We start from the raw sequence: 26,024 nt of genomic DNA, 5'->3' as shown, positions 1-26,024 counted from the left end.
CTAGTCGCCTCCGCCCGCCGCATCAAGAAAAAGCGCCATGCCGCAAACGCAAACCGGAGTCGCCGCGCCGCGCCATGCCGCGCCATTCGAAATATGCAAGGAAACATCCTGATATCGTCTATACAAATAAGTATACGCCCTGCATAGCCACAGAAAACTACCATAACGGGCGAAAGCCACGGTCAGGCCATATTCAAGACCAAACCAGTCCCGATCCACCGCAGACTAGGCCTTCTTCGCCGTGAATATTTTGTTGCATGCACCGGGCTTGATTGACGCACCGTGCAAAGGCCTGCATCAATCATCCGGCGAAATCCAAGGGCGCCCGCGCCGCTGCACCGATTTCGCCAGGAAAGGGGGAAGTCATGGTGAGCCTGTTTGGTCGCAGGCGCACGTCCCATTCGTTCGCCGAGGACCAGGAGACATCCGCGGCCGAGGAGGCCCCCTCCCCGGCCGCGCCGCAGACTGCAACCGGCAGCGCCGACCCGTCGGCTCCGCTGCCGGGGGTGTGGCTCGCGCGCCTGGACAGCCTGACCCACGCCTTCCAGCCGGTGGTGAACATCCACTCCGGCCACACCTACGGCCTCGAGGCGCTGCTGCGCGGCATGGAGGCGCACGGCTTCGACAGCGCCGCCGCGCTGCTCGACGCGGCGCACGCCGACGGCGTGCTCGCGGCGGTGGAGTGCGCGCTGAAGGACCGCGCCATCCGCACCTATGCGCAGTGGCCGTTCTGCCACGACCGCAAGCTCTTCATCAACATCGACCCCCGCGTCTTCGAGGACGCGAGCGGCGACGGCCTGGCGCGCACCCGCCGCGTCATCGCGGCGTGCGGCCTAGCCGAATCCGCGGTCATCCTCGACGTCTCCGAGCGCGCCCGGCTCGGCAGCTTCCTGCGCGAGTTCCGCATCGAGCGGCAGGTGCGGCGGTCCTCCCTGCGCTACGCCATCGACGACTTCGGCGCCGGGCTCGGCAGCCTGCAAACCCTCTACGGCGCGGAGCCGGACTTCATCAAGGTGGACCGGGCGCTGCTCGGCGGCGTCGCCGACGACGCCCGCAAGAAGATCTTCTTCTCCCACATCGTCAGCATCGCGCACCTCCTCGGGGTGATGGTGGTGGCCGAGGGCGTGGAGAACGAGGCGGAATATTTCGCCTGCAAGGAGGTGGGCTGCGACCTCATCCAGGGCTTCGTCGTCTGCCCGCCCCTGGGCGACATCGCCGAGGCGGCGCGCGACTATGCCCTGGTGCGCGATCTGTCCCGCCGCGACCGCCGCCAGGCCCGCAGCGACGAGCGCATCCTGGTGGAGCGCATGGAGGCGATCGAGCCCCTGCGCCTGGACACCCGCATGCTTGAAGTGTTCGAGCGCTTCCGCTCCGAGAAGACGCGCACCTTCTTCCCCGTCGTCGATGCGGCGGGCGAGCCGCGCGGCGTCATCCGCGAGGGCGACCTCAAGGAATACACCTACTCGCAGTTCGGCCGCGACCTGATGACCAACCGCGCCTACGGCCGCTCGCTCGACCAGTTCGTCACCCCCTGCCCGGTGGCGGCGCTCAACCTTCCGGCGGAACGCATCCTCGAAATCTTCTCCGGCAGCAGCGACGCCGAAGGGCTGATCATCGTCGATTCCACCGCGAAGTACGCGGGCTTCCTCTCCGCCAACGCGCTTCTGCGGGTGATCAACGACAAGAACCTCACCATCGCGCGCGACCAGAACCCGCTCTCCCGCCTGCCCGGCAACACGGTGATCCACGAGTTCCTCTCCGAGTGCCTGGGCGATGCCTGCTGCGAGCACGTGATGGTCTATTACGACTTCGACAACTTCAAACCCTTCAACGACCACTACGGCTTCCGCCAGGGCGACCGCGCGATCCAGGCCTTCGCCGACGTGCTGCGCCGCCTGTTCGGCAAGCCGGAGGACTTCATCGCCCACATCGGCGGCGACGACTTCGTCTCCGGGCGCAAGGCGGTGGACGACTTCGACGCCCTGCTCGCCGAGGTCGGCAGCGCGGTGGAGACCTTCCGCGACGAGGTGGCGGCCTTCTACGACGACGCGGCGCGGGAAAGGGGCTTCATCACCGTGGCCGACCGCTACGGCACCGAGCGCGCCTTCCCGCTCTTGACCGTCAGCGCCGCGGTGGTGCGCATCCGCGCCGACAGCCGCCAGCGCGGCGAGGACCACTTGAGCCCCCTGATCGCCGGGTTGAAGAAGCTCGCCAAGGCCGACCCGCGCCACATCGCCATCGGCGTTCTGCCGTAGCCGCCGCGCGCGGAGTCGACATCGCCCTACATGCGTATTAGGTTCTGCCCATACCCCGAGCGGCGCGGCGGCCATCGCCCCGGCGGCGGCGCGCCGGGCGGAAGGCAACGGATGACCTGCCCATGAGCACACCTGCGGCGGAGGCTTCCGCCCCGTTCGATCCGGGCGCTTATGCCCGCCTGTTCGATGCGTCGGAAGACGCCGTCGCGGTGTTCCTTCCGGATCTGTGCATCGCCTACGCCAACCCGGCATTCTGCGCCATTCTTGCGGTGCGCCCGGGCGAAACCCTGCACGACAGGCTGGGGCCGTTCGCCGACATCTACGACGCCCCGGTGCTGCGCGTCGCGCACAGCGGCGCGCCGATGCGCGCCATCCACCACGTTCCCTCGCCCGCGGGCGGGCGCATCCTGCTCGGCAGCTACACCCCGGTGCGCGACGCCGCGGGCGCCGCCGCCGCGGTGCTGTTCACCGCCCACGACCTGCCCGGCTGGTCCGAGGCGGAAGACACCGAGGACGCCGCGGCCGGACTCGCCGTGCTCGACGGCAACCTTCTGCTGCTGCGCTGCAACGACACCCTGCGCCGCCTCGCCGCCGCGCCGCTCTCCCCCGGCATGCCGCTCGCCGAGGTGCTCGCCGCCGCCACCGGCGCGCCGCCGGATGCGCCGGGCAAGGTGCGCGCCATCCTGCGCCACCTGGGCAAACGCGGCAGCCGCCCCTTCGACTTCCATGCCGAGAACCGCCGCAAGCTGCAATTCAGCATGCACGCCACCGCCGACGGCGAGCACATCCTGCGCGTCGCCGACGTCACCCGCACCCGTATGCTGCAGGACCGCGTCGATCGCCAGACCGCGCTTTTGCGCCTCCTCGGCGAAACCGCGGAGATCGCGGGCGGCAACCCCGCCCAGGCGCTGCTGCGCTTCCTCGAAGGCCTGACGCGGCTCGCCGGGTGCCATGCCGGACTGATCGCCGAACTGGCCCCGATGGCGAAGGGCGCAGCGCCGCGGCTGGTTCCCGTCGCCGCCAGCGGCCCCTGGGACGCCCCCACCCCGCCGATGCCGCCGCTGTTGCGCCGCGCGCTCGCCGAACGCCGCACCACGCGCAACGACGCCCCCGACGATGCCCCCGGCCTCGGCCACAGCATCGTCCTGCCGGTTACGGCGCGCGGCCGGGTTCTCGGGGTGATCGCGCTCTCCGACCGCCCGGCGCGCTTCGACGACACCCTCGTCGCCACCCTGGAAATGGCGCTTTCCACCGCCGCCGCGCTGTTCTCCCTGCACACCGCCGAGCGCCACCGCCGCCAGACGACGCGCGACCTGCGCGCCAGCCAGGAGCGGGTGCGCACGATCTTCGACAACATCCAGGAAGGCGTGGTCATCGCCGCCGAGAACGGCGCGATCATCGGCTTCAACGCCGCGGCGGAGCACCTGTTCGGCCACTCCCTGGAAAGCGTGCTCGGCCGCAACGCCGCGCTGCTCGCCGTGGCGGACGGCGAAGGGCCTTCCGCCTTCACCACCGAGACCCAGGGCGCCCGCGGCGAAATCCTCGCGGCGAAGAAGGACGGCCAGACCTTCCCGGCGGAAATCTCGGTGAGCCGACTCGTCTCGGAGAAGGACGACCTCTACATCGCCATCGTCCAGGACATCTCGGAACGCAAGCGCATCGCGCGCATCCAGTCGGAACTCGTCTCCACCGTCGGCCACGACCTGCGCACCCCGCTCACCAGCATTCTCGGCGCGCTGCGCCTGGTCAACGGCGGCAGCCTGGCGCCGGACCGGGAGCGCGACCTGCTCGCCATCGCCGAACGCAACGGGCGGCGGCTGATGCGCCTGATCACCGACCTCCTCGACCTCGAACGCATCAACGCCGGGATGATCGCCTTCAACCCCGGCCCCACCGACCTCGGCACGGTGCTGCGCCAGAGCATCGAAAGCCACCGCCTGCTCTCCGAGACGAAAAACCTCACCATCGCCTGGAGCCTGCCCCCCGGCCCGCTGTGGGTGCACGGCGACGCCGACCGCCTGTCGCAGATCGCGGTCAACATCTTCGGCAACGCGGTGCGCTTCTCGCCGCAGGGCGGCGTCATCGCCATCCGCGCGCGCGATGAAAACGGCTTCATCCGCGTCGAATTCTCCGACCAGGGGCCGGGCATTCCCGAGGACTTCCTGCCGGTGATGTTCGACCGCTTCCAACAGATCGCCAACCGCATCCGCAAGGCGGGCAGCGACCCCGCGGAAGGCTCGGGCCTGGGCCTGAGCATCGTGCGCGCCCTGATCGCCCTGCACGGCGGGCGGGTCGGCGCGGTCTCCCCGCCCGGCGCGGGCGCCACGGTGTTCTTCGAAGTGCCGAGCGAGACGCCGGGGGCGTGATTTATCCCTTTGCCATCGCTTGCATCTTCGTTAATCTGCGGAACGCGCCCGCCGCATCTGCGGCGGCGCCCTGCCGGCATCTTTCCGGCGCTTTGACGGGATTGACCGCGCTGTGTCGTACACGGTTCTCATCGCAGACGATCACGAACTGTTTCGTGACGGACTGAAAATGGTTTTGCAACATCTCGCCCCGGGCACCCGCTGCCTCACCGCGGGCGACCACCGCGAGGCCCTGGACACCGCACGGGCGACGCCGATCCTCGACCTCGTGCTCCTGGATATCCGCATGCCCGGCCTCACCTGGGAGGAAGCCCTGCGCACCCTGCGCAGCGAACGCCCCGAGGTGCCGGTGGTCATCCTCTCCGCGCTGGTCGATCGCGCGCTGATCACCACCGCGATGCGCGCCGGCGCGCGGGGGTTCATCCCCAAAACCTCCTCCAGCTCGGTGATGATCAACGCGATCAACCTGGTGCTCTCCGGCGGCCACTACATCCCGCCCCTGGTGCTCGACGACGACGCGGAGGAAACCGGCCCGGCGGACAAGGACGCCGCCAACGCCGCCGCGGCGCTGACCCCGCGCCAGATGGACGTGCTGCGCCTGGTCGCCCGCGGGCTGTCCAACCGCGACATCGCGCACGTCCTCGACCTCTCCGAAGGCACGGTGAAGCTGCACGTCACCGCCATCCTCAAGGCGCTCGGCGTGCCCAACCGCACCAGCGCGGTGATCGCCGCCGCGCGCATGGGACTCACCGAGGGCGAAACCTCCTGATCCGGCCCCAACGGGCGTGATGGTCCGGGATTTGCTTCTCCCGGGTCTCGCTGTGCGCTTCGTCGTATATGCGACACACATAACGCCCGCCCGGAGAAGCCCCCCATGCACCACATCCCGGATTCCGTCCTCCACGGCCTGATCGCCGAAGACATCCCCTACGGCGACCTCACCACCCGCTCGCTGGCCATCGGCCAGATGCCCGGGCGCATCAGCTTCTCGGCGCGCGGCCCGATGGTCGCCTGCTGCACCGAGGAGGCGGCGCGCATCCTCGCGCTGCTCGGCTGCACCGCCGAGGTCGCCACCGCCTCGGGCCGCGACGCCGCCGCCGGAACCCTGCTGCTGGAAGGCTCGGGCCGCGCCGAATGCCTGCTCTCCGCCTGGAAGGTGGCGCAAACCCTGATCGAATGGACCTCCGGCGTCGCCACCGCCGCCCGCGCGGTGATCGACGCCGCCCGCGCCGTGGACCCCACCGTCACCGTCGCCTGCACCCGCAAGGCGGTGCCCGGCACCCGCGCCCTCTCCGCCAAGGCGATCTGCGTCGCGGGCGCAACCCTGCACCGCTGCGGCCTTTCCGACACCATCCTGCTGTTCCCGGAACACCGCGCCTTCGGCCACGGCCCCGATGCCCTGCGCCAGCAGGTGACGGACCTGCGCCTGCGCAACCCGGAACGCGGCATCGTCGTCGAGGTCAAAACCCCGGAAGAGGCGATGACCGCCCGCAACGCCGGGGCCACCGTGCTGCAACTGGAAAAATTCTCCCCGGAAGAAGTCGCCCGCCTCGCCGCCGCCATCGCCGCCACCGACGGCCCGCAACCCGTCATCGCCGCCGCAGGCGGCATCTCGGCCGCCAACGCCGCCGCCTACGCCGACGCAGGCGCCCGCGTCCTCGTCACCTCCTGGCCCTACACCGCCCGCCCCGCCGACGTGCAGGTGCGGATTTTCGCGGCGTAAAAACCAGGCCGGGCGCTGCCCGGACCCGCAAGGGGCCGGAGGGCCCCTTGACCCCATGACTGGGTTGGGGCCGATTATAGCCTCTTCGCGCCGGACGGCGTTGCTGCGGTAACGCAGGATTGATGCGTGTGGCCGCAGTCGTAACCTCACCATTCGCGTGGGTCGGCTTATCCTGCTTTTTCGCAAGGTCGAGCAACGGTTTGATGAGGTCGATCGGCATCGGGAAGATCACCGCGGAATTCTGTTCCGTCCCGATTTCGGCCAGAGTTTGCAAGTAGCGCAATTGCATCCCGGCGGGGGAGGCGGAAAGAATCACAGCCGCGTTCACCAAGATCTGCGATGCCTGGAATTCGGCATCCGCATGGATGATCTTGGCGCGCCGGTCGCGTTCGGCCGCCGCCTGCTTGGCGATGGTGCGCACCATGTTCTCGGTGAGCTCCACGGTTCCGATCTCGACATTGCTCACCTTGATGCCCCGGGTTTCGGTCTGGGCGTCAAGGACGTTCTGGACGTCGGCGCTGAGTTTTTCCGTTCGGACAGCATTTCGTCGAGGTCGTGCTGGCCGAGCACGGCGCGCAGGGTCGTTTGCGCCAGCATGTTGGTGGCCGGCATATAGTGCTGCACCTGGATGATTGCGCGTTCCGGGTTGACGACGTTGAAGTAGAGCACGGCATCAACCTTCATTGAAACGTTGTCGCACGGGATCACGTCCTGGCTGGGGATCTCGATCACCTGGATACGCAAATCGACGCGAACCATTTCCTGAACGAGAGGAATCAGGAGCACGAATCCCGGTCCCTTGACGCATTGGAACCGCCCGAGAGTGAAGACCACGCCGCCTTCGTGTTCGCGCAATATCCGCACGCTTGCCGCCGGATGCCAAGAAATTGTGCAGAGAAATCGAAAACGAAGATGCTGCAACCCGCGCATACGAAACCAAAATTCGGCACGCAGTGATGAGTAGATTCCGACTCTGGCGCCTTATCCTGGAGGCCGGTATGACTGGTTGTGGCCAATACTATGGGTCGAAGCCCGCCGCCGGGATGATCCGTCCCGGTCCGGCGGAATCGCCCGAGGCCGACACGGTTTTGATCCGGCGGAGTTGATTGCCGCCCGCATGCCTGCGTCGCCATCGGCCTGGACGATTCCGGACGGACGTTTTCCGGCCGGAATCTTTTCCTTTCGACGCTCGGGTCTTCCGCCGGGTTTTACGTACTTTTCAGTGTGGGAAGGCGGCACGGAGCTTCGGTTCCGGCCAGGAAAGCCGCCGCAACGCCATCGAAGATTGGAACGATCATGAAGGCCACCAAATATATACTGATGATTTCGACGGGATTGGCCCTGAGCGGGTGTACGAGCTTCAGCGAAATCCATGCCGTCAACGACATGCGAACCGTGAAGCCGCAAGGCGGCACGCCTTTCACGCACGGACTTACGGATGAATATCGTCGCCTGTCGAACTGGCAGGCCGACGATCACGTGATGTGGATGGACGGGGCCTGGTTCGCCCGCAAGGGGCTTCGGGCCGCCAAGGGCGAGGTCGTGATGCCGTCGGCTCCCATCGCGGCGCCCGAGGGCGCCTGGCTGCGCCGCGGCGAACTGGGGGAGGTCGTGCAGATTCCTGCCGATCGGGTGAATGAACTCGCGGCCGCGCGGGTTCGCCTGATGGCGTATCTGGACGGCGGCGGGCGGACTCTTCAGCCGATCAAGGCCGCCCATGCCCAGGGCATCTACGACTGCTGGCTCCTGGAGGAATGGGAGCATTATGCGAGCGGCAAGTACTGCATCAAGGAATACCCGGGTCTTGAGGCGCAATTCATGACGGCGGCGGCAAAGCCCGCGACGTCCATGGCCCCGACGGTGCAGAAAAACTTCCAGGTGTTCTTCGCCTTCGATCGCTCGGAAGTTAGCGAGGATGCGGCTCAGGTGATCCGCAAGGCTGCGGACGAGGCGAAGCGGAGCAATGTGGCCGTCCTCAAGCTCACGGGTCATACCGACTCTTCCGGTACGAACGCCTACAACCAGCTTCTGTCGGAGCGACGGGCTCATGCGGTGATGGCGGAACTCGTCAAGGACGGCGTACCGGCGTCTGAGATCGCCACCATCGGCGATGGCGAAGACGGCCAACTGGTGCCGACGGCCGATGGCGTGCGCGAGCCGCAGAATCGGCGGACCACAATCATCCTGCAGTAGGTTTCGTCCTGCCGCTCAAGCTCGAAAGCCCGCCTCGTGAGAGGCGGGCTTTCTCGTCTTTGGGGCGGATATCCGGGGAGCGGGCGGATCGAAGATGGGGGTGGGCCTCGTCCAAAGGGGGTAAGGACGAGGCCCGCACCGATCGGCTTAGGGGGGGGAACCCCTGGAGGGAAGCCGATCGGCAAGATATCGGCGGCGGACCGATGTTCGGCCGCGCCAGTATCGAGTGCGGGAACCCGGCGTTTCAGGCCGGATCGTTTCCGTCATCGCCTTCGCTCATCCTCTTTTCGACGCCGTCGCGGGTTTGGGCCGTGGCCTTCTTGCCCGTCGTCGCGGTGAAGTGCCAGTCGGAGCCGCTTCGCGTCGTACCGGTCTGGTCGGTATCGTTGCCGTAGATCTGCACGGGAACCTCGCCTCGCAAGGGAAGGTGCATTTCCGGAAGCAGATGCAAGCTGTCCGCATCCACGTGCGATTCGATGAGCCAGAGGTACTGGTCGATGCCGCGCAGAATCTCGGTCAGAATATCGGCGGTCACGGGATCGTTCAGGTTGGCCGTCCGGCCGACCGCTTCGCGAAGGGATTGACCGAAGGCGCCGAGAGCCCCGGCGGCCGCAAAGATGTGCCGTTGCGGATCGGCGGCGCCATCGAGGGGATAGGAAGCGAGGAACGACTGCTCCGCCGCGACCTGGACGGTGCCGTGTGCGATGCCGCCGAGTCCGGCGGCGCGCTCGGCGAGAAGGTCGATATAGCCCTCGACTGCCGCGGCGATGGTGTCGAACAGCTCATGGACGGCGGTGAACCCCGGTCCGCGCACGTTCCAGTGCGCCTGCTTCATCTGCGCTTGCAGATCGATCGCCGCCGCCAGATGCATGTTCAGCACATCGACGGATTGTCCTCGGATACCCTCGGGCAACGTATTCAATGTCGGCAGCATATCTCACTACTCCTGATCGCGAAAAAGGGCCGCCCCTTCCCTCGTTTACGTGTGGGGGCGAGTGGGGCGCCGGTGTGAGCGGCGCACCAGGAATCGGCGGCCCGGGCGAAATCCCGCCTGCCGGAATCATAGGGGCAAAGAGTTGAGAAGCGCAGACTCGGAAACTACTCAAGATTATGCCGACGCACGCGTCGAGGCGGCGATCCCCATCAAGGCGGGAATATGCTATCATCATCCGCAGCCTCCCTTCGGGAGGCGGGATTGAAAGCTCTTGCATATGGTGGAACGCCGTCCGCAGAAGGCAAAGATCGTCCGATCGCCGCATCGCCGCGCCTCCGGGGATTTCCCGATCGTCGGGATCGGGGCTTCGGCGGGAGGGCTCGATGCCTGCCGCAAGATGCTGGGCGCGATCCCCGCCCACACCGGCATGGCGTTCGTCCTGGTGCAGCATCTCGATCCCCATCATGAAAGCATGATGGTGGATCTGCTCGCCGGGCACACCCCGATGGCGGTGCGGCAAGCCGCCGACGGCATGTCGATCGAGCGCGACCACCTCTACCTCATTCCTCCGGGGGTCTATCTCTCGGTCGTCGGCCTCACCCTTCACCTGTCCCAGCCGCAGGCGCGTCACGGTGCGCGCATGCCGTTCGATTTTTTCCTGCAGTCGCTGGCCGAGGATTGCGGCGCGCGGGCGGTGTGCGTGGTGCTCTCGGGGACCGGCAGCGACGGCAGCCTCGGGCTGAAGGCGGTGAAGGAAAAATCCGGGCTGGTGATCGCGCAGGATCCCGGCGAGGCCGATTTCGACGGCATGCCGCGCAACGCCATCGCGACCGGCGGCGTCGATTTCGTTCTGCGGGCGGCGGAGATCCCCGCCGCGCTGATCCGATACGGCGAGGGGATGGTCCAGGCGCGCACACACAAGGAAACGGCGGCGCAGGATTCCGGCGCGGGCTGGCTGGCCGAGATCATAGAGCTCCTGCGCACCAGGACGGTCCACGACTTCACGCTGTACAAGCTCGGCACGCTGCAACGCCGGATCGAACGCCGCATGGCGATGGCGTCGCTCGGCGACGAGGAATGGGAACGCTATCTCGCCATCCTGCGGGCCGACATGGGCGAACTCGACCGGCTCGCCAACGACCTGTTGATCAGCGTGACCGGCTTCTTCCGCGATCCGAAGGTCTTCGAAAGCCTCGCCGCGGAGATCGTTCCCGAGATCGTCGGCGGCCATGACGCCGACCACCCCGTCCGCATCTGGAGCGCCGGGTGCAGCACCGGAGAGGAAGCCTATTCCCTCGCGATCCTGTTCTCCGAGGGAATCACGGCGGCGGGGAGCCCGGCGAAGCTTCAGGTGTTCGCCTCCGACATCGATCCGGCGGCGGTTGCCGCCGCGCGCGCGGGACTCTACTCGGAAGCGATCGCGGCGGACGTGTCGCCGGAGCGGCTTGCCCGCTTCTTCGCGCGGGAGGATGGGGGCTACAGGGTCCTCCCCGAGTTGCGCGATATGCTGGTGTTCACCACCCAGGATGTCCTGACCGATCCGCCGTTTTCGCGCCTCGACCTGATTTCCTGCCGGAACCTCCTGATCTACCTGCGCCCGGAGGCGCAGGAGCGGGTGATCTCGCTGTTTCACTTCGCGTTGCGCGAGCGAGGGCTGCTTCTGCTCGGCAATTCCGAGACGGTCGGCACCGTCGAGAACCGGTTCGAGGTGGTTTCCAAATCCGACCGCCTCTATCGCCATATCGGCCTCGGTCATGCGGGAGGGCCCGACCTTCCCACGTGGCCGGGCGACGTGCATGCCGCGGCGCGCGTGGAACAGCATCAGGCGCCGCCCGACCGTTCGGCGGCGCTTGCCGCGATCTGCCGCAAGCTGGTGCTGGAGTCCTATGCGCCGGCCGTGGCGTTGATCAATCGCACGGGCAAGTGCCTCTATTTCCTCGGGCCGGTCGATACGTACTTGAGCGTGAAGCCCGGACAGCCGGTTCAGGACCTGCTTGCGATGGTGCGGGAGGATGTGCGGAACAAGCTGCGCCTGGCGATCCGGCAGGCCTGCCGGGAGAACAAGCGGACCGTCATCCCCGGCGGACGCCTGGAGCGCGAAGGCGGCACGTTCGGGTTCCGCATCGAGGTCAAGCCGGTGGTGAGCGAAGGGGAGGACCTGCTGCTGGTCGGCTTCATCGACGAGCCGCGACCGCCGCCGCGTCAGAATTTTCCGGCGAGCCCGGGAGACACGCCGCCGACCACCGAGATCGAGCAGGAACTCGAAGCCACCCGGACCGAGCTGCAAGCGGCGCTGCGCAGCCTGGAAATTCTGGGCGAGGAGCAGAAGGCGATCAACGAGGAAACGTCCTCGGTTCAGGAGGAGTACCAGTCCACCAACGAAGAACTGATGACATCGAAGGAAGAGCTGCAATCGTTGAACGAGGAGCTGACCTCCCTCAACACCCAGCTCCAGGAAGCGCTGGAGCAGCAGCGCTCCACCTCCGACGATCTCCAGAACGTCCTTTACAGCACCAACGTCGCGACGATTTTCCTCGACAGCCGCCTGAACATCCGGTTCTTCACGCCGGCCACCAAGGCCCTCTTCAACGTGATCCCGGGCGATGTCGGGCGGCCGCTCGCGGACCTGAACTCGCTCGCCACGGACGCGGCCCTGCTGCGCGACGCGGAGACCGTATTGCGGAATTTTACGCCGATCGAGCGGGAAATCGAGACCCGCAACGGCACATGGTTCATCCGCCGCATCCTGCCGTATCGGACCCAGGCCAGCGGCGTCGAAGGCGTCGTCATCACCTTTGCCGACAGCACCGAGCGGAAGCACACGGCGGATGCGCTGGAGGAGGCGAGACGGCAGGCGCAGCAGGCCAACGCCGCGAAGTCCCGCTTTCTCGCCGCGGCCAGCCACGACCTCCGCCAGCCGCTGCAAACCCTGGCCTTGCTGCACGGCCTCCTGGCGAAAACCATCGAGGGGGAAAAGGGGCGGAGCCTCGTCGCCCGTCTCGACGAGACGATGGGCGCGGTTTCGAACATGTTGAACACGCTGCTCGACATCAACCAGATCGAGGCGGGCACGGTCCAGGCGGAAATCGCCGACTTTCCGATCGCCGGTCTGCTCGCGCGCATGCACGACGAGTTCGTCTATCACGCGGAAGCGCAGGGGCTGTCCCTGCGCGTCGTGCCCTGCGGTCTGTCGATCCGAAGCGATCCGCGCCTGCTCGAACAGATGATCCGCAACCTGCTTTCGAATGCCTTGAAATATACCAGGAACGGCAAGGTTCTGCTCGGCTGCCGCCGACGGCAGGGGAACCTGCGGATCGAAATCTGGGATACCGGGATCGGCATTCCCGAAGAGGAATTACAGGCGATCTTCGAGGAATATCACCAGATCGACAATGCCGCACGGGAACGAAGCCTCGGCCTCGGCCTCGGCCTTTCGATCGTGCGGCGCCTTGCGAACCTGCTCGACCATCGGGTCGAGGTCCGCTCGCGGCTGGAGTGCGGTTCGGTGTTTGCGATCGAGGCGAAGCTGCCGCCGGGCACGTACCCTTCCGGAGCCTCCTCCCGGCCACGGGCCCCCGACGGGGCCGTTCCGGGTTCGCCGCAGGCGGAACATCGCACCGGGAATATCCTCGTCATCGAGGACGACCCCGAGGTCCGCGATCTGCTCGGTCTTGCCCTGCAGGGCGATGGCCATCGCGCCGCGACCGCAGCCGACGGGATCGCGGCGCTGGAACTCGTGGGGCAAGGAGCCTTCCGGCCCGACCTCATCCTGGCGGACTACAATCTGCCGAAGGGATTGAACGGGCTTGAGGCCGCAGAGAAACTGCGGCAAGGCGACGGGCGGCGGATTCCGGTGATCATCCTGACCGGCGACATCTCGACCGGCAGCCTGCGCGACATCGCACGGCAGGACTGCGTGCAGATCAACAAGCCGGTGAAGTTGACGGAATTGATGCGGGTCGTCCGGCAAGGCCTGGAGGCACGCCCCGCCCCGCCGCCTCTTCCGGTTCCAGCCGCGGTTCCGGCGGGGCAGGTCATCTTCGTGATCGACGACGACAACCTCCTGCGCGCCGGAATCCGCGAAATGCTGGAGGCCCACGGCCATATCGTCGAGGACTTCGCAACCGGCGAGGATTTCCTCGCGGCCTACCGCCCGGGGGGCGAGGGCTGCCTCCTGGTAGACGCCTATCTGCCCGGAATGAGCGGGCTCGATCTGTTGCGGCGGATGCGCGCAGCGGGGGCGCGGCTGCCCAGCATCATGATCACCGGCAGCGGCGACGTGCCCCTGGCGGTCGATGCGATGAAAGCGGGGGCGATGGACTTCATCGAGAAGCCGATCGGTTGTAGCGACCTGCTCGCCGGTATCGGCCGCGCGCTCGAACAATCGCAGGATGCGGCCAAGCTTTCCGCCTGGCGGAAGGGAGCCGCGGACCATATCGGGCACCTGACGCCCCGGCAGCGCGAGATCATGGACAGGGTTCTCGCCGGTCATCCCAGCAAGAACATCGCCGCCGATCTCGGCATCAGCCAGCGGACGGTCGAGAACCATCGCGCCGCGATCATGCGGCGAACCGGGGCGAAGTCGCTCCCGGCGCTGGCCCGGCTGGCCGTTGCCGCCGCAACGGACGCGGAGTCCCCCGGCCCGGCAACCGCGTAGGAACAGCCGGCGGCGGACCTACTTGCTGATCGCGTTTCCGGTGGTGCGGAGGTTGTCCCCGGTATCCTGTTTCGCACCGTGCCAGGTGTCGCTGCAGCCGGCGACGCCGGCCACGAAAACCACGAAAAACAAAGAAGCGATGATGCGGCGTAGCATGACGATATCTCCCTGAATGGCGGATTTTGTCGGCGAAGAAATACGTTCCGGCGAACGGTGGGTCCACCGGGCGTGCAACGACCGACTCTAGCTGGACGCCGTCTCGCGCGGCAGGCTCGGAAACTACGCAGGCCCGGCTTGGGCCGTAGCGATCGGCGCGGCGCGATGCCGTTCGGACTCCCGGAAGCCGTTTCCGGACCTTCGTAGGTAATTTCCGAATCTGCCGGGACGCGCCGTCCATGGGTATTCTGCGGGAATGCGCCGCCCGCGCGGTTCGTGCCGCGCGGGGAAGGCGTCCGAACGGCCTGCCATCGACAGAGGAGGATCGTCTTCGGTCTTTCGTTCGGGCAATAGCAGTCTGAAGCTGATTTTCAGCGACAAGGTCGCGTCGTTCGGCGAGGTTGCGCGGAAGCTGAGAACGCTTTCTCCACGCCGCCACGGCGATCATCCTGTCGCAATCAAACTCACGTCGGTCTCCTCGCCGGGAGGATCCGCTTCGCCGCGGTCCACGCCGCCCAGCTCCGGCCGCCGACGGGACGGCTCGGGCAATCGGACGCGTGCCGCGCCCTGCGGCCTGCCGATCCGGCGCCGCTGCGGGGTCCTGTCCGGTTCGCCTGATCGCGGGCCGCAATCCAAGCTGGAAAGGTCGTTATGAACTTGTTCCCCGGGGTATTCTTCCGCTGCCGCCGCTCGTCGCTTTTGTGGGGCGACAAGGCCCCGGTACGGGAGGAACTGTTCGGCGGCGAACGGCTGGAGCAGCATGCGGAAAGCCTCGCCGCGGCTCAGTCGGTCGCCGCTGACTTTACGCCGGTCCTGCCGCTGCACACGCGGCTGCGCGAGAACGCCGAAGCCTTGCACGGCGCCTATAAAGCGAACCTCGAAGAGATGGAAAGAGGCCGGGAGGTCGGCCCTGCCGCGGAATGGCTGCTCGACAATTACCATCTGGTCGAGGAGCAGATTCGCGAGATTCGCGACGATCTGCCCCCCGGCTACTATCGCCTGCTGCCGAAGCTGGCGACGGGGCCGTTCGCCGGATACCCGCGGGTGTTCGGCTTGACCTGGGCCTTTGTCGCCCATACCGACAGTCACTTCGATCCCGCCATCCTCTGCCGCTTCATCACCGCCTATCAGCGGGTTCAACCCCTGACGATCGGCGAGCTGTGGGCGGTGGCGATCACCCTGCGCATCGTCCTCGTCGAGAATCTGCGCCGGTTGGCCGACCAGATCGCCGCCGATCGCACGGCGACGCTTGCGGCCGACGATCTGGCGGATCGTCTTCTCGCCTTCGGACACACCCGGGCGGAGACGGCGGGGGAGGTTTTTCCGGACGCGCCGGAACCGTTATCCGAACGCTTCGCCGCCCAGCTTGCGAAACGGCTGCGGGACCACGATCCCCATACGACCCCGGCGCTGGGGTGGCTGGAGGACCGGCTCAAGCTGCAAGACGTCTCCATCGACGACGTCGTGCGGCACAGTCATCAAAGGCAGGGCGTATCCAACGTCACGGTGCGCAACATCATCACCAGCATGCGGCTGATTTCCGATGTCGATTGGGCGGACCTGTTCGAGAGCGTCAGCCTTGTCGATGCACGGTTGCGCGCGGCAAGCGCCTTTGCCGCCATGGATTTTCCGACACGCAACCTGTACCGCAGCGCCATCGAACACCTGGCGCGCGGTTCGAAGCTGTCGGAGATCGAGGTCGTCGCCCGGGTGCTGGGAGCCGCCCGCGCGGTGGCGGCCAAAACGCATGACGCCGCGGAAGCGCGGCGTGTCGGCGATCCCGGCTACCACCTGATCGGCAGAGGCCGCCGCGCGTTCGAGAAAACCATCGGCTTCCGTCCCCCGCTCCGGCTGTGGATCTACCGCTTCAACGTCCGCCTCGGCATCGGCGGCTATGTCGGCGCGATCCTGTCCGTTACGGCAGCCGCGCTGGTCCTCGCCCTGTGGGCGCTCGCGGCCTTCGGCCTGAGTTCCGTCTGGCTCGCGGGGTTCGCCGCGCTGGCGTTCCTGCCGGCGACCGAGGTCGCGACCGCCCTGGTCAACCGTGCCGCCGCCTGGACCTTCGGCGCGACGGCACTGCCGGGTCTCGAATTGATCGACGGGGTGCCGCAATCGCTGCGCACCGTCGTCGCGGTGCCGACGATGCTGACCAGCGAGGCCGACCTTCTGGAGCAGATCGAACGGCTGGAAATCCACCATCTTTCCGGCGCGAGCGGCGATCTGACGTTCGTGCTTCTTCTGGACGGCATCGATGCGGACGAAGAGGTTCTTCCGCGCGACGCCGCCCTGCTGAACGTCGCCGCCGAGGCGATCGACCGCCTGAACCGCCACCACGGCCCGGGGCCCGGCGGGGGAAACCGTTTCCTGCTCCTGCATCGGCGCCGCCTGTTCAATGCGGGCGAAAACAAATGGATGGGATGGGAGCGCAAAAGGGGAAAGTTGCACGAACTCAACCGTCTCCTGCGCGGCGCCACCGATACGACGTTCATCCCCATCGCGGGGCAGCCGCCACGGGTGCCGCCCGGGGTGCGTTACGTCATCACCCTCGATGCCGATACCCGGCTGCCGCGCGATGCGGCCCTGCGGCTGATCGGCAAGATGGCCCACCCGCTCAACCGCCCGAAGTTCAGCCGGGCCGATCACCGCGTCACCGACGGCTACGCCATTCTTCAACCGCGCGTTACCCCCGCTTTGCCGCTCGGACGGGAGGGGTCGTTCTATCAACGGGTATTTTCCGGCCCCGGCGGCATGGACCCCTACGCTTCCGCCGCGTCCGACGTCTATCAGGATCTCTTCGGCGAGGGGTCCTACACCGGCAAGGGGATTTACGACGTCGATGCCTTCGAGGCCGCGTTGTCCGGCCGGGTGCCGGACAACGCCATGCTCAGTCACGATCTCTTCGAGGGCATATTCGCGCGGGCCGGTCTCGCGTCCGATATCGAGGTGGTCGAGGAATTCCCCTCCCGCTACGACGTCGCCGCCAAGCGCCGGCATCGCTGGACGCGGGGCGATTGGCAGCTCCTTCCCTGGGCTTTCGGACTCCGCCCCGGCGCCGGTGCGCTTCCTCCGCTGGGGCGATGGAAGATGCTCGACAATCTGCGGCGGTCCCTGCTGGCGCCGTTCGCCCTTGCGGCCCTGGCGTTTTCCTGGACGCAGCCCGGTATCGCGGGGATGGACGCCGGTCTCTTGGTGCTTTCGGCCATCGCGATCCCGGCGTTTTTCCCGACCCTGTTTTCCGTGCTGCCGCGCAGAACCGACAGCCGCCTGCGCGCGCATCTCGCCGCCCTTGCGTCCGATCTGCGTCTGGCGGCGATGCAGTCCCTGCTGTCGGTGGTCTTTCTCGCCGACCATGCCTGGCGGACCGGCGATGCCGTGGCGAGAACCCTGACGCGGCTGTTCGTCACCCGGCGTCACCTTCTCGAATGGACGACCGCCGCGCAATCCACCGGACGGCCGCGCCTGGGGTTTCCCGGCTTTTATCGGGAGATGGCGGGCGGCGTCGTCCTTGGGCTGGGTGCGGCCGCGGGCGCGCTCGCCGCCGCGCCGCCGTCGTGGCCGCTGGTTCTGCCGTTCGCCGCGCTCTGGCTGGCCGCGCCGGGGTTGGCGCTGTGGTCCAGCCGGCCGCGGGCGGTATCGCGGCGGCTCGCGGTCTCCGCCGCGGATGCGCGTACGTTGCGCCTGATCGCGCGCCGCACCTGGCGCTTTTTCGAGACCTTCGTCACCGACGGCGACAACATGCTGCCGCCGGACAACTATCAGGAGGACACCAAGCCCGTCGTCGCGCATCGCACCTCGCCGACCAACATCGGCCTCTATCTGCTGTCCGCCGCCGCGGCCCGCGATTTCGGCTGGGCGGGCACCGGCGCGACCCTCGCCCGCCTGGAGGCGACGGTCGTCACCCTGCGGAAGATGCAGCGCTTCAAGGGACATTTCTACAACTGGTACGACACCCGCGATCTCCGCCCGCTGGACCCGGCCTACGTCTCGTCGGTCGATAGCGGCAACCTCGCCGGGCACCTGATCGCGCTCGCCAATGCCTGCGAAGACTGGGCCGAGACCCCGTTGGCGGCGGCGGCGCGCGCGGGCCTCAAGGACACCCTCGCCCTGGCGCGCGATGCGCTGGAAAGCGGGGCCGCGGCGAACGGCGAGCGCGGCCGGGCGCTCGCCGCGACGCTGACCGAGATCGAAACCCGGCTGGCCGGAACGCAAGCGTTCGACAGCCTTTTCCCGACGCTGAAGCGGCTGAGCGAAAAGGCCGCCGCGACGGCGCGCGCGTGCCTGTGCGAAGGCGCGGAGGACACACCGGACCTGATCTTCTGGACCGGGGCGCTGCAACAGGCGGTCGCGGACCATCTGTCCGATCGGGCGCGTCCCGCCGAAGAGGCGCCGCTCGTCGAGGCGCGGCTGCGGACGCTCGCCGCCAAGGCGCGCGGGTTGGCGCTCGAGATGAATTTCGCCTTCCTTCTCGACCCCGAGCGGAAGCTTCTGTCGATCGGCTATTCGCTGGCCGACAACCGTCTCGACCCGGGTTGCTACGATCTCCTCGCCTCGGAAGCGCGTCTCGCCAGCCTGTTCGCGGTGGCGAAGGGCGACCTGCCGACACGCCATTGGTTCCGCCTCGGGCGGGCAGCGACGCCGCTCGGCAACGGTTCGGCGCTGCTCTCGTGGTCCGGCTCGATGTTCGAATACCTGATGCCGTCCCTGGTGATGCGCGCGCCGATCGGCAGCCTGCTCGAACAGACCAGCCGCCTGGTGGTGGCGCGCCAGAAGTCCTATGCGCGGTCGCTCGGGGTGCCGTGGGGCGTTTCGGAATCCGCCTACAACGTGCGCGATGTGGAATTCACCTATCAGTACTCCAACTTCGGCATCCCCGGTCTCGGGTTGAAACGCGGCCTGTCCGAAAACGTCGTGATCGCGCCTTATGCCACCGGCCTCGCGGCGATGGTCGATCCCCCCGGCGCCTGCGCGAACTATGCCCGCCTCGCGGCGATGGGCGCGTGCGGCCGTTACGGCTTCTACGAGGCGCTCGACTTCACCCGGTCGCGTCTCCCCGACGACGCCGACGTCGCGGTCATCCGCAGCTTCATGGCCCACCACCAGGGCATGACCATCGCCGCCATCGCGAACGCCGTGCAGGATGGGCTGATGCGCGCGCGGTTCCACCGCGAACCGATGATTCGGGCGAGCGAACTCCTGCTCCAGGAGCGCATGCCGCGGGACGTCGCGGTCGCACAGCCCCACGCCGAGGAGGCGGCCGCCTATCCCGACGAGGCCTGGACCGAGGTTCCGACGGTGCGCCGCCTCAAGGCTTCGGCGGCGGGTCCGCCGGTCACCCACCTGCTGTCGAACGGGCGCTACGCGGTGATGCTGACCACGGCGGGCGCGGGCTACAGCCGCTGGCGCGATATCGCGGTGACGCGGTGGCGGGAGGATGCGACCCGCGACAACTGGGGATCGTTCGTCTTCCTGCGGGACGCCCAGAGCGGCAACCGGTGGTCCGCCGCGGCGGTTGCGGGAGGCGGCACGCCGGACGACGAGGATGTGGTGTTCGGCGAGGACCATGCGCGGTTCACCCGCCGCGACGGCCCGTTGACCACGATCATGGAGGTTCTGGTTTCCGGCGAGGACGACGGCGAGGTGCGCCGCGTGTCTCTGGTCAACAGCGGCCGCAGGCTGCGCGAGATTGCGCTGACCTCCTATGCCGAGGTGGTGCTGACCACGGCAGCGGCCGACGCCGCGCATCCGGCGTTCGCCAAGATGTTCGTCGAGACCGAATATCTTGCCGAATTCGGCGCCCTGATCGCCACCCGCCGTCCGCGCGAGGCGGGGGAAGCGCGGATCTGGGCCGCCCACTTTGCGGTGGTGGAGGGCGACATCGCCGCCGCCCCGCAATACGAAACCGATCGCGCCGCTTTCCTCGGGCGCGGCCATGGCCTCGCCGCTGCCGATGCCGTCGCCGGCGACCGGCCGCTGTCGAATACGGCGGGGGTGGTGCTCGACCCGATCTTCTCGATCCGGCAGCAGGTTCTGGTGCCGCCCGGCTCCGTCGCGCGGGTCGTCTTCTGGACGACCGTCGCACCCTCGCGGGAGGAGCTTCTGGGGCTGATCGACAAGCATCACGACCGCAACGCGTTCTCCCGCGCGAAGACTCTTGCGTGGACCCAGGCGCAGGTCCAGATGCGCCACATCGGGGTGAAGGCGGAGGAGGCGGCGGACTTCCAGAGGCTGGCCGCGCCGATTCTCTATGCCGACCCGCGCTTCCGTCCGCATCCGGAGGCGATCGCGCGCGGCGCGGCGGCGCAGTCGGATCTGTGGCCTCTGGGAATTTCCGGCGACCGGCCGATCGTGGTCTTGCGGATCGACGACATCGAGGACATCGCCCAGGTGCATCAGCTCCTGCGCGCTCACGAATATTGGCGGATGAAGCGTCTGAGCGTCGATCTCGTGATCGTCAACGAGCGGGCGTCCTCGTACACCCAGGATCTCCAGACCGCGATCGAAACCGCGGTGCGCAGCAGTCAGCTGGGGCCGGAATTCGGCGAGGAGCTGGCGCAGGGGTCGGTCTCCACGCTGCGCGCCGATCTGATCGGCCGCGAGGCGCGGGCCCTGCTGCAATCCGTTGCCCGGGTGACGATCGGCGCGGGCAGCGGCCCGCTTGCCGACCAGCTCGCCCGCGTGCCCGCCGCGCCGACATGGGCGCGGCCGGTGCACGGCGCGGCAATCGCGGCATCGCCCGTGGCGGCGAGCCCGGCGCAGCCCCCGGAAAACCTGGAATTCTTCAACGGCCTCGGCGGGTTCGGCCGGGATGGCCGGGAATACGTGACGCTTCTCGACGCGGCGCGGACGACGCCCGCGCCATGGATCAACGTCGTCGCCAACCCGGATTTCGGATTTCAGGCATCGGCGGAGGGGGGCGGTTACACCTGGGCCGGAAGCAGCCGCGAGAACCAGTTGACGCCATGGTCGAACGACCCCATCGAGGATCCGGCGGGGGAGGCGATCTACGTGCGCGACGAGATCACCGGCGAGCTTTGGAGCCCGACCGCACAGCCGCTCCGCGGCGGCGGCAGCTATGTCGCGCGCCATGGCTACGGCTATTGCCGCTTCGAGCACCGGGCGGGCGGCATTGCGCTCGGCCTGCTGCAATACGTGCCGCTCGCCGACCCGATCAAGATTTCCCGTCTGACCCTGCAGAACCTGTCCGGCCGCCCCCGGCGGCTTTCGGTCACCAGCTATGCGGAATGGGTCCTGGGAACCTCGCGGGGCGTTTCCGGACCGTTCATCGTCTCCGAAGTCGATGCCGCCACCGGCGCGCTTCTGGCGCGGAATCCCTGGTCGATCGGGTTCTCGGGCGGCGTCGCGTTCGCCGATCTCGGCGGCCGCCAGACCGCGCTGACGGCGGATCGCACCGAATTTCTCGGCCGCAACGGCGGACCGGATGCGCCCGTGGCGTTGTGCGGCACGGCACGGCTGTCGGGAAGCGCCGGCGCCGGGTTCGATCCCTGCGCGGCGCTACAGACCACGGTCGATCTCGGGGTCGGCGAAACCAGGGAAATCGTCGCCTTCATCGGCCAATGCGGATCGGTCGAGGCGGTGCGCGAGCTGATCGCGCGCTACCGCGCGGCCGATCTCGACGGCGTCCTCGCGGAGGTGACCGCGCATTGGGACGCCGTGCTCGGCGCGGTCACGGTCAAGACGCCAGACCGTGCGATGGACGTGATGCTGAACGGCTGGCTTTTGTATCAGACCCTCGCCTGCCGCATCTGGGCGCGCTCGGCGTTTTATCAGGCGAGCGGCGCCTACGGCTTCCGCGATCAGTTGCAGGACGGCATGGCGCTGAGCTTCGCGCGGCCGGAAGAGACGCGCGCGCATCTTCTGCGCGCGGCGGCGCGGCAGTTCGTCGAGGGCGACGTGCAGCATTGGTGGCTGCCGGATTCCGGCGCGGGCGTGCGGACGCGGATCTCGGACGACCGGGGCTGGCTCGCCTATGCCGCCGCCACGTATGTCGCGGCTTCGGGCGACACGGCGGTTCTCGACGAGATCGTGCCGTTCCTCGACGGGCCGCTTCTGCATGACGGCGAGGACTCCGCCTTCTTTCAGCCGACGGCCGCGGCGGAAACCGCGTCGCTGTTCGAACACTGCGCGCGCGCGCTCGACCGCAGCCTGGAGCGCCTCGGCGAACACGGCCTGCCGCTGATCGGCGCGGGCGACTGGAACGACGGGATGAACCGGCTCGGCACGGGCGGAAAAGGCGAAAGCGTCTGGCTCGCATGGCTGCTGGCGCGGACCGTCGATCTCTTCGCGCTGCTGGCGGATCGCCGCGATGCGGACCGGGCGCTGCGCTGGCGGACCCAGGCGGTGCGGATGCGGCATGCGCTGGAGCGCGACGCCTGGGACGGCGCGTGGTATCGCCGCGCGACGTTCGACGACGGAACCTGGATCGGCTCGGCGGAGTGCGACGAATGCCGGATCGATTCCATCGTGCAGTCCTGGGCGGTGCTGGGCGGCGGCGATCCGGCCCGCGCCGCCGTGGCGATGGCGTCGCTGGACCGGCATCTGGTCCGCCGCGACGACGGCCTTGCCCTGCTGTTCGCCCCGCCCTTCGACGAAACGCCGCGCGACCCCGGTTATATCAAGGGATATCCGCCCGGCCTGCGCGAGAACGGCGGCCAGTACAGCCACGCGGCGATGTGGGCGGTCCTCGCCCATGCGCGGATGGGCGATGGCGGCAAGGCGGCGGAACTGTTCGCGCTGCTCAATCCGATCAACCATGCGCGCACGCCGGAAGGGGCCGAGCGATACAAGGTCGAACCCTATGTCGTCGCCGCCGACGTCTATTCGGTGGCGCCGCATGCCGGGCGCGGCGGATGGACGTGGTATAGCGGCTCGGCCGCCTGGATGTACCGCGCGGGCATGGAGGGAATTCTGGGGATTCGGCGCGAGGGAACGACCCTTGTCGTCGCGCCGTGCCTGCCGCCCGAGTGGCCGGGCTTCGAGGCCGGGGCGACCCTGGCGGGGACGCGCTACGACATCCGCGTCGAGGCCGGGCGCGGCGGCCGTCGGGTCGCGCATGCATGGCTGGATGGGGAAGAAGTATCCTGCGACGGCGGAGAAGTGCGCGTCGCGTCGGCGGACGGCGGCACGCATGAACTCAGGCTGGAACTCGGATGACGGCATGCGAGCGCCCGCGCGGGCCTTTATCCCCCGTCGGTCATCGGAATGCGGGCGGCGGCGTACGGGGACCCGTGTCGGAGATCGACGGGCGGGCGGCCTGATCCTGGGCCGAGGATTGACGGTGCGCCATCATCCACTGTGTCCCCACCCCAAGAAGCATCAGCAGCAGGAAGGCGAGGCCCATGGTGCGGACCGGCACTTCGGGCGCAGTGGCCGTCTGCGCGGCGGGGGTCTCCACCGGGGTGGGGCGCGGCAAAAGCGCGACCAGACGCGCCGCGATTCCGGGGAAATCCGGCGTGCCCGAAAGGGGGTCGGGAAGCGCGACGATCAAGGCGGACAATCTTCGCACCGCGGCGTCCGCCGGCAGTCCGGCCAGTGCCGCGGCTTCGCGCCAGGGATCGAGGTTCATCCGTGCGAGAGCGGAGAGGGTGCTGAGCATCCCTCCGCTTTTGTCCTCGCCGACGGAAGCGAAGAGAAAGGCGTCGTATTCGGTCCCGAGGCGAAACCTCGAAGGAGATTTGGTCATGTCATCACCTGATTTCGGCCGGGGTGCCCGCGCGAATGGGCGATCCGCGCCCAGGCGCGCGGCAGGACGTGCCGCACCGGCCGAGACACCCTTCTATATGGTGTGCGGCGACCGACCGCGTCGGCCTCGGAAATCACTCAGCCTGTCCGCACCCTGCTAAGGCGCCGGTTCGGCGGCCGGGGTCAACACCAGATCGAATATCGACAGGTCGAGGGTCATCCGCCTGCCGAGGTTTTCGCTGAGGACGAGGGAAACCCGGTCCCCGTATCGGGCCAGGCGCGCGAGCAGCCGCTCGAACTGCCCAAGGTACTGCGGCGGCATGCCCTCGGCCGCGAGGGTGACGCGCGCGGGGGACTGCTCCAGCAGCCGGCAGAGATGCGGCGCCGCGGCTTTGAAAAAGCGCCGCTTCAACGCATCGCCGAGATGGATGGTCAGGTTCGGCGACGCCGTCGCCTCGCGGGTGACCCAAACCTCGTCCTGGCTCAGCTGGCGGGCGATCGCCGCCCGCACCGAATCGAGCAGATGGAGTTCGGGTGTGCTCGCGGGCAGCGCCGACCAGAGATGATCGCGGGCGAAGGCGCGCATCGACAACCCGATGATCCAGTCCGAGATCGCCAGAGGCAGAAGCGACGGACGCCGGAACGGCAGCGACCGGAGAAAATGATACATCCGCCGTGGACCGCCCGGAATGATGCCGCGGAACAGCAGGCGCGCAACGATGCCGGTGCTTTGCCCGAAGGTATAGCCGCCGCCGTAGCCCACCGGCCCGAGGAATCGCGTCTTGTTGCGGATGCGCGTGCCGATTCCGGCATCGGTCAGCAGGCGGCGGTAGATGTCGCGGTAGAGGTGGGCGACCTCTTCGTCGCTCATCGTCTTGGGAATGATGTTGGTGCGCAGGCTGGTGTTGTCGGATTCCTCGTCGATCTCGCGCAGGCGGCCCTCCCGCTCCATGCGGGCGTAAAGCGGGGTGCGCGGCAGGGCGGACAGCAGGCCGATCATCGCCGACTGGATGCCCGCCTCGGTGATGAAGCGGAACTGCGCGTCGAAGGTCTGGGGGGTGTCGTTGTCGAAGCCGATGATGAAGCCTGCGAGCACGTCGATGCCCCGCGCGTAGATCCGCCGCACCGAGACGAGAATGTCCTCGCGCAGGTTCTGCGTCTTGCCGGTTTCCTTCAGACTTGCGGCGTCGGGGGATTCGATGCCGATGAAAACCCAGCCGAAATGCGCCGCCTGGAACAGGCCCAGCAATTCGTCGTCCTGAGCGGCGTTGAGCGAAACCTCGGTGCCGAAGGAGAACGCGTGGCCGTGGCGATGCTGATACGCCGCGAGGAAACGCAACAGGGCCTTAGCCCGGGACTTGTTGCCGATCATGTTGTCATCGACGAAAAAGACGCTGCGTGCGCCGCGTTCGCGCAACGCGTCGAGTTCGCGGCCGATCTGCTCCGGGCTCTTGGTGCGCGGCGTGCGGCCGAACATCACGATGATGTCGCAGAACTCGCAGGCGAACGGGCATCCCCGGGAATACTGGAGGGTGGCATTGCCGTAGCGGGGGAGCTTCAACAGATCGAAGCGCGGCACCGGCGAATCCGCCATCTCGACGGTTCCGGTTTCCCGGTAGAGCGCTTGCGGCCTGCCCGCTGCGAAGTCGCGGCAGAATTCCGGCCAGATATATTCCGCCTCGCCGGCGACGATGGTGTCGGCGACCCCTTCGTAGGTCTCCGGACAAAGCGAGGCGGCGGCCCCTCCGGCAACGACATGATGACCGCGCTGCCGGTAATAGGCGAGCAGCTCGCGCTGACGCGGCGCCTGCACGCCCATGCCGCCGATGCCGATAATATCGGCTGCGGGATTGAGGGGGATCGCCTCGATGTTTTCATCGACGATTTCGACCTGCCAGCCGTGCGGACAGAGGGCCGCGACGGTCGCCAGTCCCAGCGGAGGGTTGACGGCGCGCTTGCCCGGCAAGATCGTGTGGATGGCCCACCCGAGGCTCCAGAAACTGTCGGGCAGCTTCGGATTGATCAGCAAAAGACGCATGTC

Annotated in this window: 13 protein-coding genes; 7 read left to right on the top strand and 6 right to left on the bottom strand. The window is 67.9% G+C overall.

From position 1 onward, the window contains the following. The first annotated feature begins 365 nt into the window (after window positions 1-365). From O7R11_RS11805 to modD, 4 genes are all read left to right on the top strand, one after another. Window positions 366-2,255 (top strand): EAL domain-containing protein, encoded by a 1,890-nt coding sequence (locus O7R11_RS11805; protein ID WP_337997724.1) that lies wholly within the window; start codon window positions 366-368, stop codon window positions 2,253-2,255. A gap of 122 nt (window positions 2,256-2,377) precedes the next feature. Continuing rightward, a complete protein-coding gene (locus O7R11_RS11800) occupies window positions 2,378-4,621 on the top strand; it encodes an ATP-binding protein (protein WP_337997723.1) in 2,244 nt (747 codons plus the stop codon). A gap of 112 nt (window positions 4,622-4,733) precedes the next feature. Then, window positions 4,734-5,390: a response regulator gene (locus tag O7R11_RS11795; RefSeq protein ID WP_337997722.1), complete on the top strand. Its 657-nt coding sequence runs from the start codon at window positions 4,734-4,736 to the stop codon at window positions 5,388-5,390. A gap of 105 nt (window positions 5,391-5,495) precedes the next feature. Then, entirely contained in the window at window positions 5,496-6,344 is an 849-nt protein-coding gene (gene modD, locus O7R11_RS11790; protein ID WP_337997721.1) for a ModD protein, read from the top strand. Here the strand turns inward: modD and O7R11_RS14980 are convergent. Beyond that, entirely contained in the window at window positions 6,283-6,810 is a 528-nt protein-coding gene (locus O7R11_RS14980; RefSeq protein ID WP_420792988.1) for an SPFH domain-containing protein, read from the bottom strand. The two genes, modD and O7R11_RS14980, sit on opposite strands and share 62 nt — an antisense overlap. Next, window positions 6,807-7,274: an SPFH domain-containing protein gene (locus O7R11_RS14975; RefSeq protein ID WP_420792987.1), complete on the bottom strand. Its 468-nt coding sequence runs from the start codon at window positions 7,272-7,274 to the stop codon at window positions 6,807-6,809. Before O7R11_RS14975 ends, O7R11_RS14980 begins: the two co-directional genes overlap by 4 nt. Before the next feature lie 366 nt (window positions 7,275-7,640). Here O7R11_RS14975 and O7R11_RS11780 point away from each other — a divergent pair, with 366 nt between their 5' ends. Next, window positions 7,641-8,537 carry an OmpA family protein gene (locus tag O7R11_RS11780; RefSeq protein ID WP_337997720.1) on the top strand — a complete coding sequence of 299 codons (897 nt, stop codon included), beginning with the start codon at window positions 7,641-7,643 and terminating at the stop codon, window positions 8,535-8,537. A 244-nt stretch (window positions 8,538-8,781) separates the two neighbouring features. Here the strand turns inward: O7R11_RS11780 and dps are convergent, their stop codons facing one another. Beyond that, window positions 8,782-9,471, bottom strand: a complete 690-nt coding sequence (gene dps, locus O7R11_RS11775) for a DNA starvation/stationary phase protection protein Dps (RefSeq protein WP_337997719.1) — start codon at window positions 9,469-9,471, stop codon at window positions 8,782-8,784. Window positions 9,472-9,748: 277 nt separating this feature from the next. Between dps and O7R11_RS11770 the strand changes: the two genes are divergently transcribed. Further along, entirely contained in the window at window positions 9,749-14,128 is a 4,380-nt protein-coding gene (locus tag O7R11_RS11770; protein ID WP_337997739.1) for a chemotaxis protein CheB, read from the top strand. Between the two features lie 18 nt (window positions 14,129-14,146). Here the strand turns inward: O7R11_RS11770 and O7R11_RS11765 are convergent, their stop codons facing one another. Beyond that, window positions 14,147-14,284, bottom strand: coding sequence for a hypothetical protein (locus O7R11_RS11765; protein WP_337997718.1), 138 nt, complete (start codon window positions 14,282-14,284; stop codon window positions 14,147-14,149). A gap of 651 nt (window positions 14,285-14,935) precedes the next feature. On the opposite strand from O7R11_RS11765, the gene O7R11_RS11760 reads away from it, so the two are divergent. Beyond that, a complete protein-coding gene (locus O7R11_RS11760; RefSeq protein WP_337997717.1) occupies window positions 14,936-23,455 on the top strand; it encodes a glycoside hydrolase family 94 protein in 8,520 nt (2,839 codons plus the stop codon). Window positions 23,456-23,495: 40 nt separating this feature from the next. Here O7R11_RS11760 and O7R11_RS11755 read toward each other — a convergent pair whose 3' ends face one another. Continuing rightward, a complete protein-coding gene (locus O7R11_RS11755; protein WP_337997716.1) occupies window positions 23,496-23,984 on the bottom strand; it encodes a hypothetical protein in 489 nt (162 codons plus the stop codon). A gap of 156 nt (window positions 23,985-24,140) precedes the next feature. Further along, window positions 24,141-26,021, bottom strand: coding sequence for a B12-binding domain-containing radical SAM protein (locus O7R11_RS11750; RefSeq protein ID WP_337997715.1), 1,881 nt, complete (start codon window positions 26,019-26,021; stop codon window positions 24,141-24,143). Between the last annotated feature and the right edge of the window lie 3 nt (window positions 26,022-26,024).

Origin of the sequence: Oleispirillum naphthae (assembly GCA_027864655.1) — a bacterium.
Taxonomy (GTDB): domain Bacteria; phylum Pseudomonadota; class Alphaproteobacteria; order Rhodospirillales; family Rhodospirillaceae; genus Oleispirillum; species Oleispirillum naphthae.
The sequence above is the reverse complement of the archived record's forward strand: the minus strand, read 5'-3'. Positions and strand labels throughout refer to the sequence as shown.

Coding starts and splice junctions, on each gene's coding strand:
- O7R11_RS11760 (WP_337997717.1), top strand. CDS start 14,936: ATGAACTTGTTCCCCGGGGTATTCTTCCGCTGCCGCCGCTCGTCGCTT.
- O7R11_RS11755 (WP_337997716.1), bottom strand. CDS start 23,984: ATGACCAAATCTCCTTCGAGGTTTCGCCTCGGGACCGAATACGACGCC.
- O7R11_RS11750 (WP_337997715.1), bottom strand. CDS start 26,021: ATGCGTCTTTTGCTGATCAATCCGAAGCTGCCCGACAGTTTCTGGAGC.
- dps (WP_337997719.1), bottom strand. CDS start 9,471: ATGCTGCCGACATTGAATACGTTGCCCGAGGGTATCCGAGGACAATCC.
- O7R11_RS11800 (WP_337997723.1), top strand. CDS start 2,378: ATGAGCACACCTGCGGCGGAGGCTTCCGCCCCGTTCGATCCGGGCGCT.
- O7R11_RS14975 (WP_420792987.1), bottom strand. CDS start 7,274: ATGCGCGGGTTGCAGCATCTTCGTTTTCGATTTCTCTGCACAATTTCT.
- O7R11_RS11765 (WP_337997718.1), bottom strand. CDS start 14,284: ATGCTACGCCGCATCATCGCTTCTTTGTTTTTCGTGGTTTTCGTGGCC.
- modD (WP_337997721.1), top strand. CDS start 5,496: ATGCACCACATCCCGGATTCCGTCCTCCACGGCCTGATCGCCGAAGAC.
- O7R11_RS11770 (WP_337997739.1), top strand. CDS start 9,749: ATGGTGGAACGCCGTCCGCAGAAGGCAAAGATCGTCCGATCGCCGCAT.
- O7R11_RS11805 (WP_337997724.1), top strand. CDS start 366: ATGGTGAGCCTGTTTGGTCGCAGGCGCACGTCCCATTCGTTCGCCGAG.
- O7R11_RS11780 (WP_337997720.1), top strand. CDS start 7,641: ATGAAGGCCACCAAATATATACTGATGATTTCGACGGGATTGGCCCTG.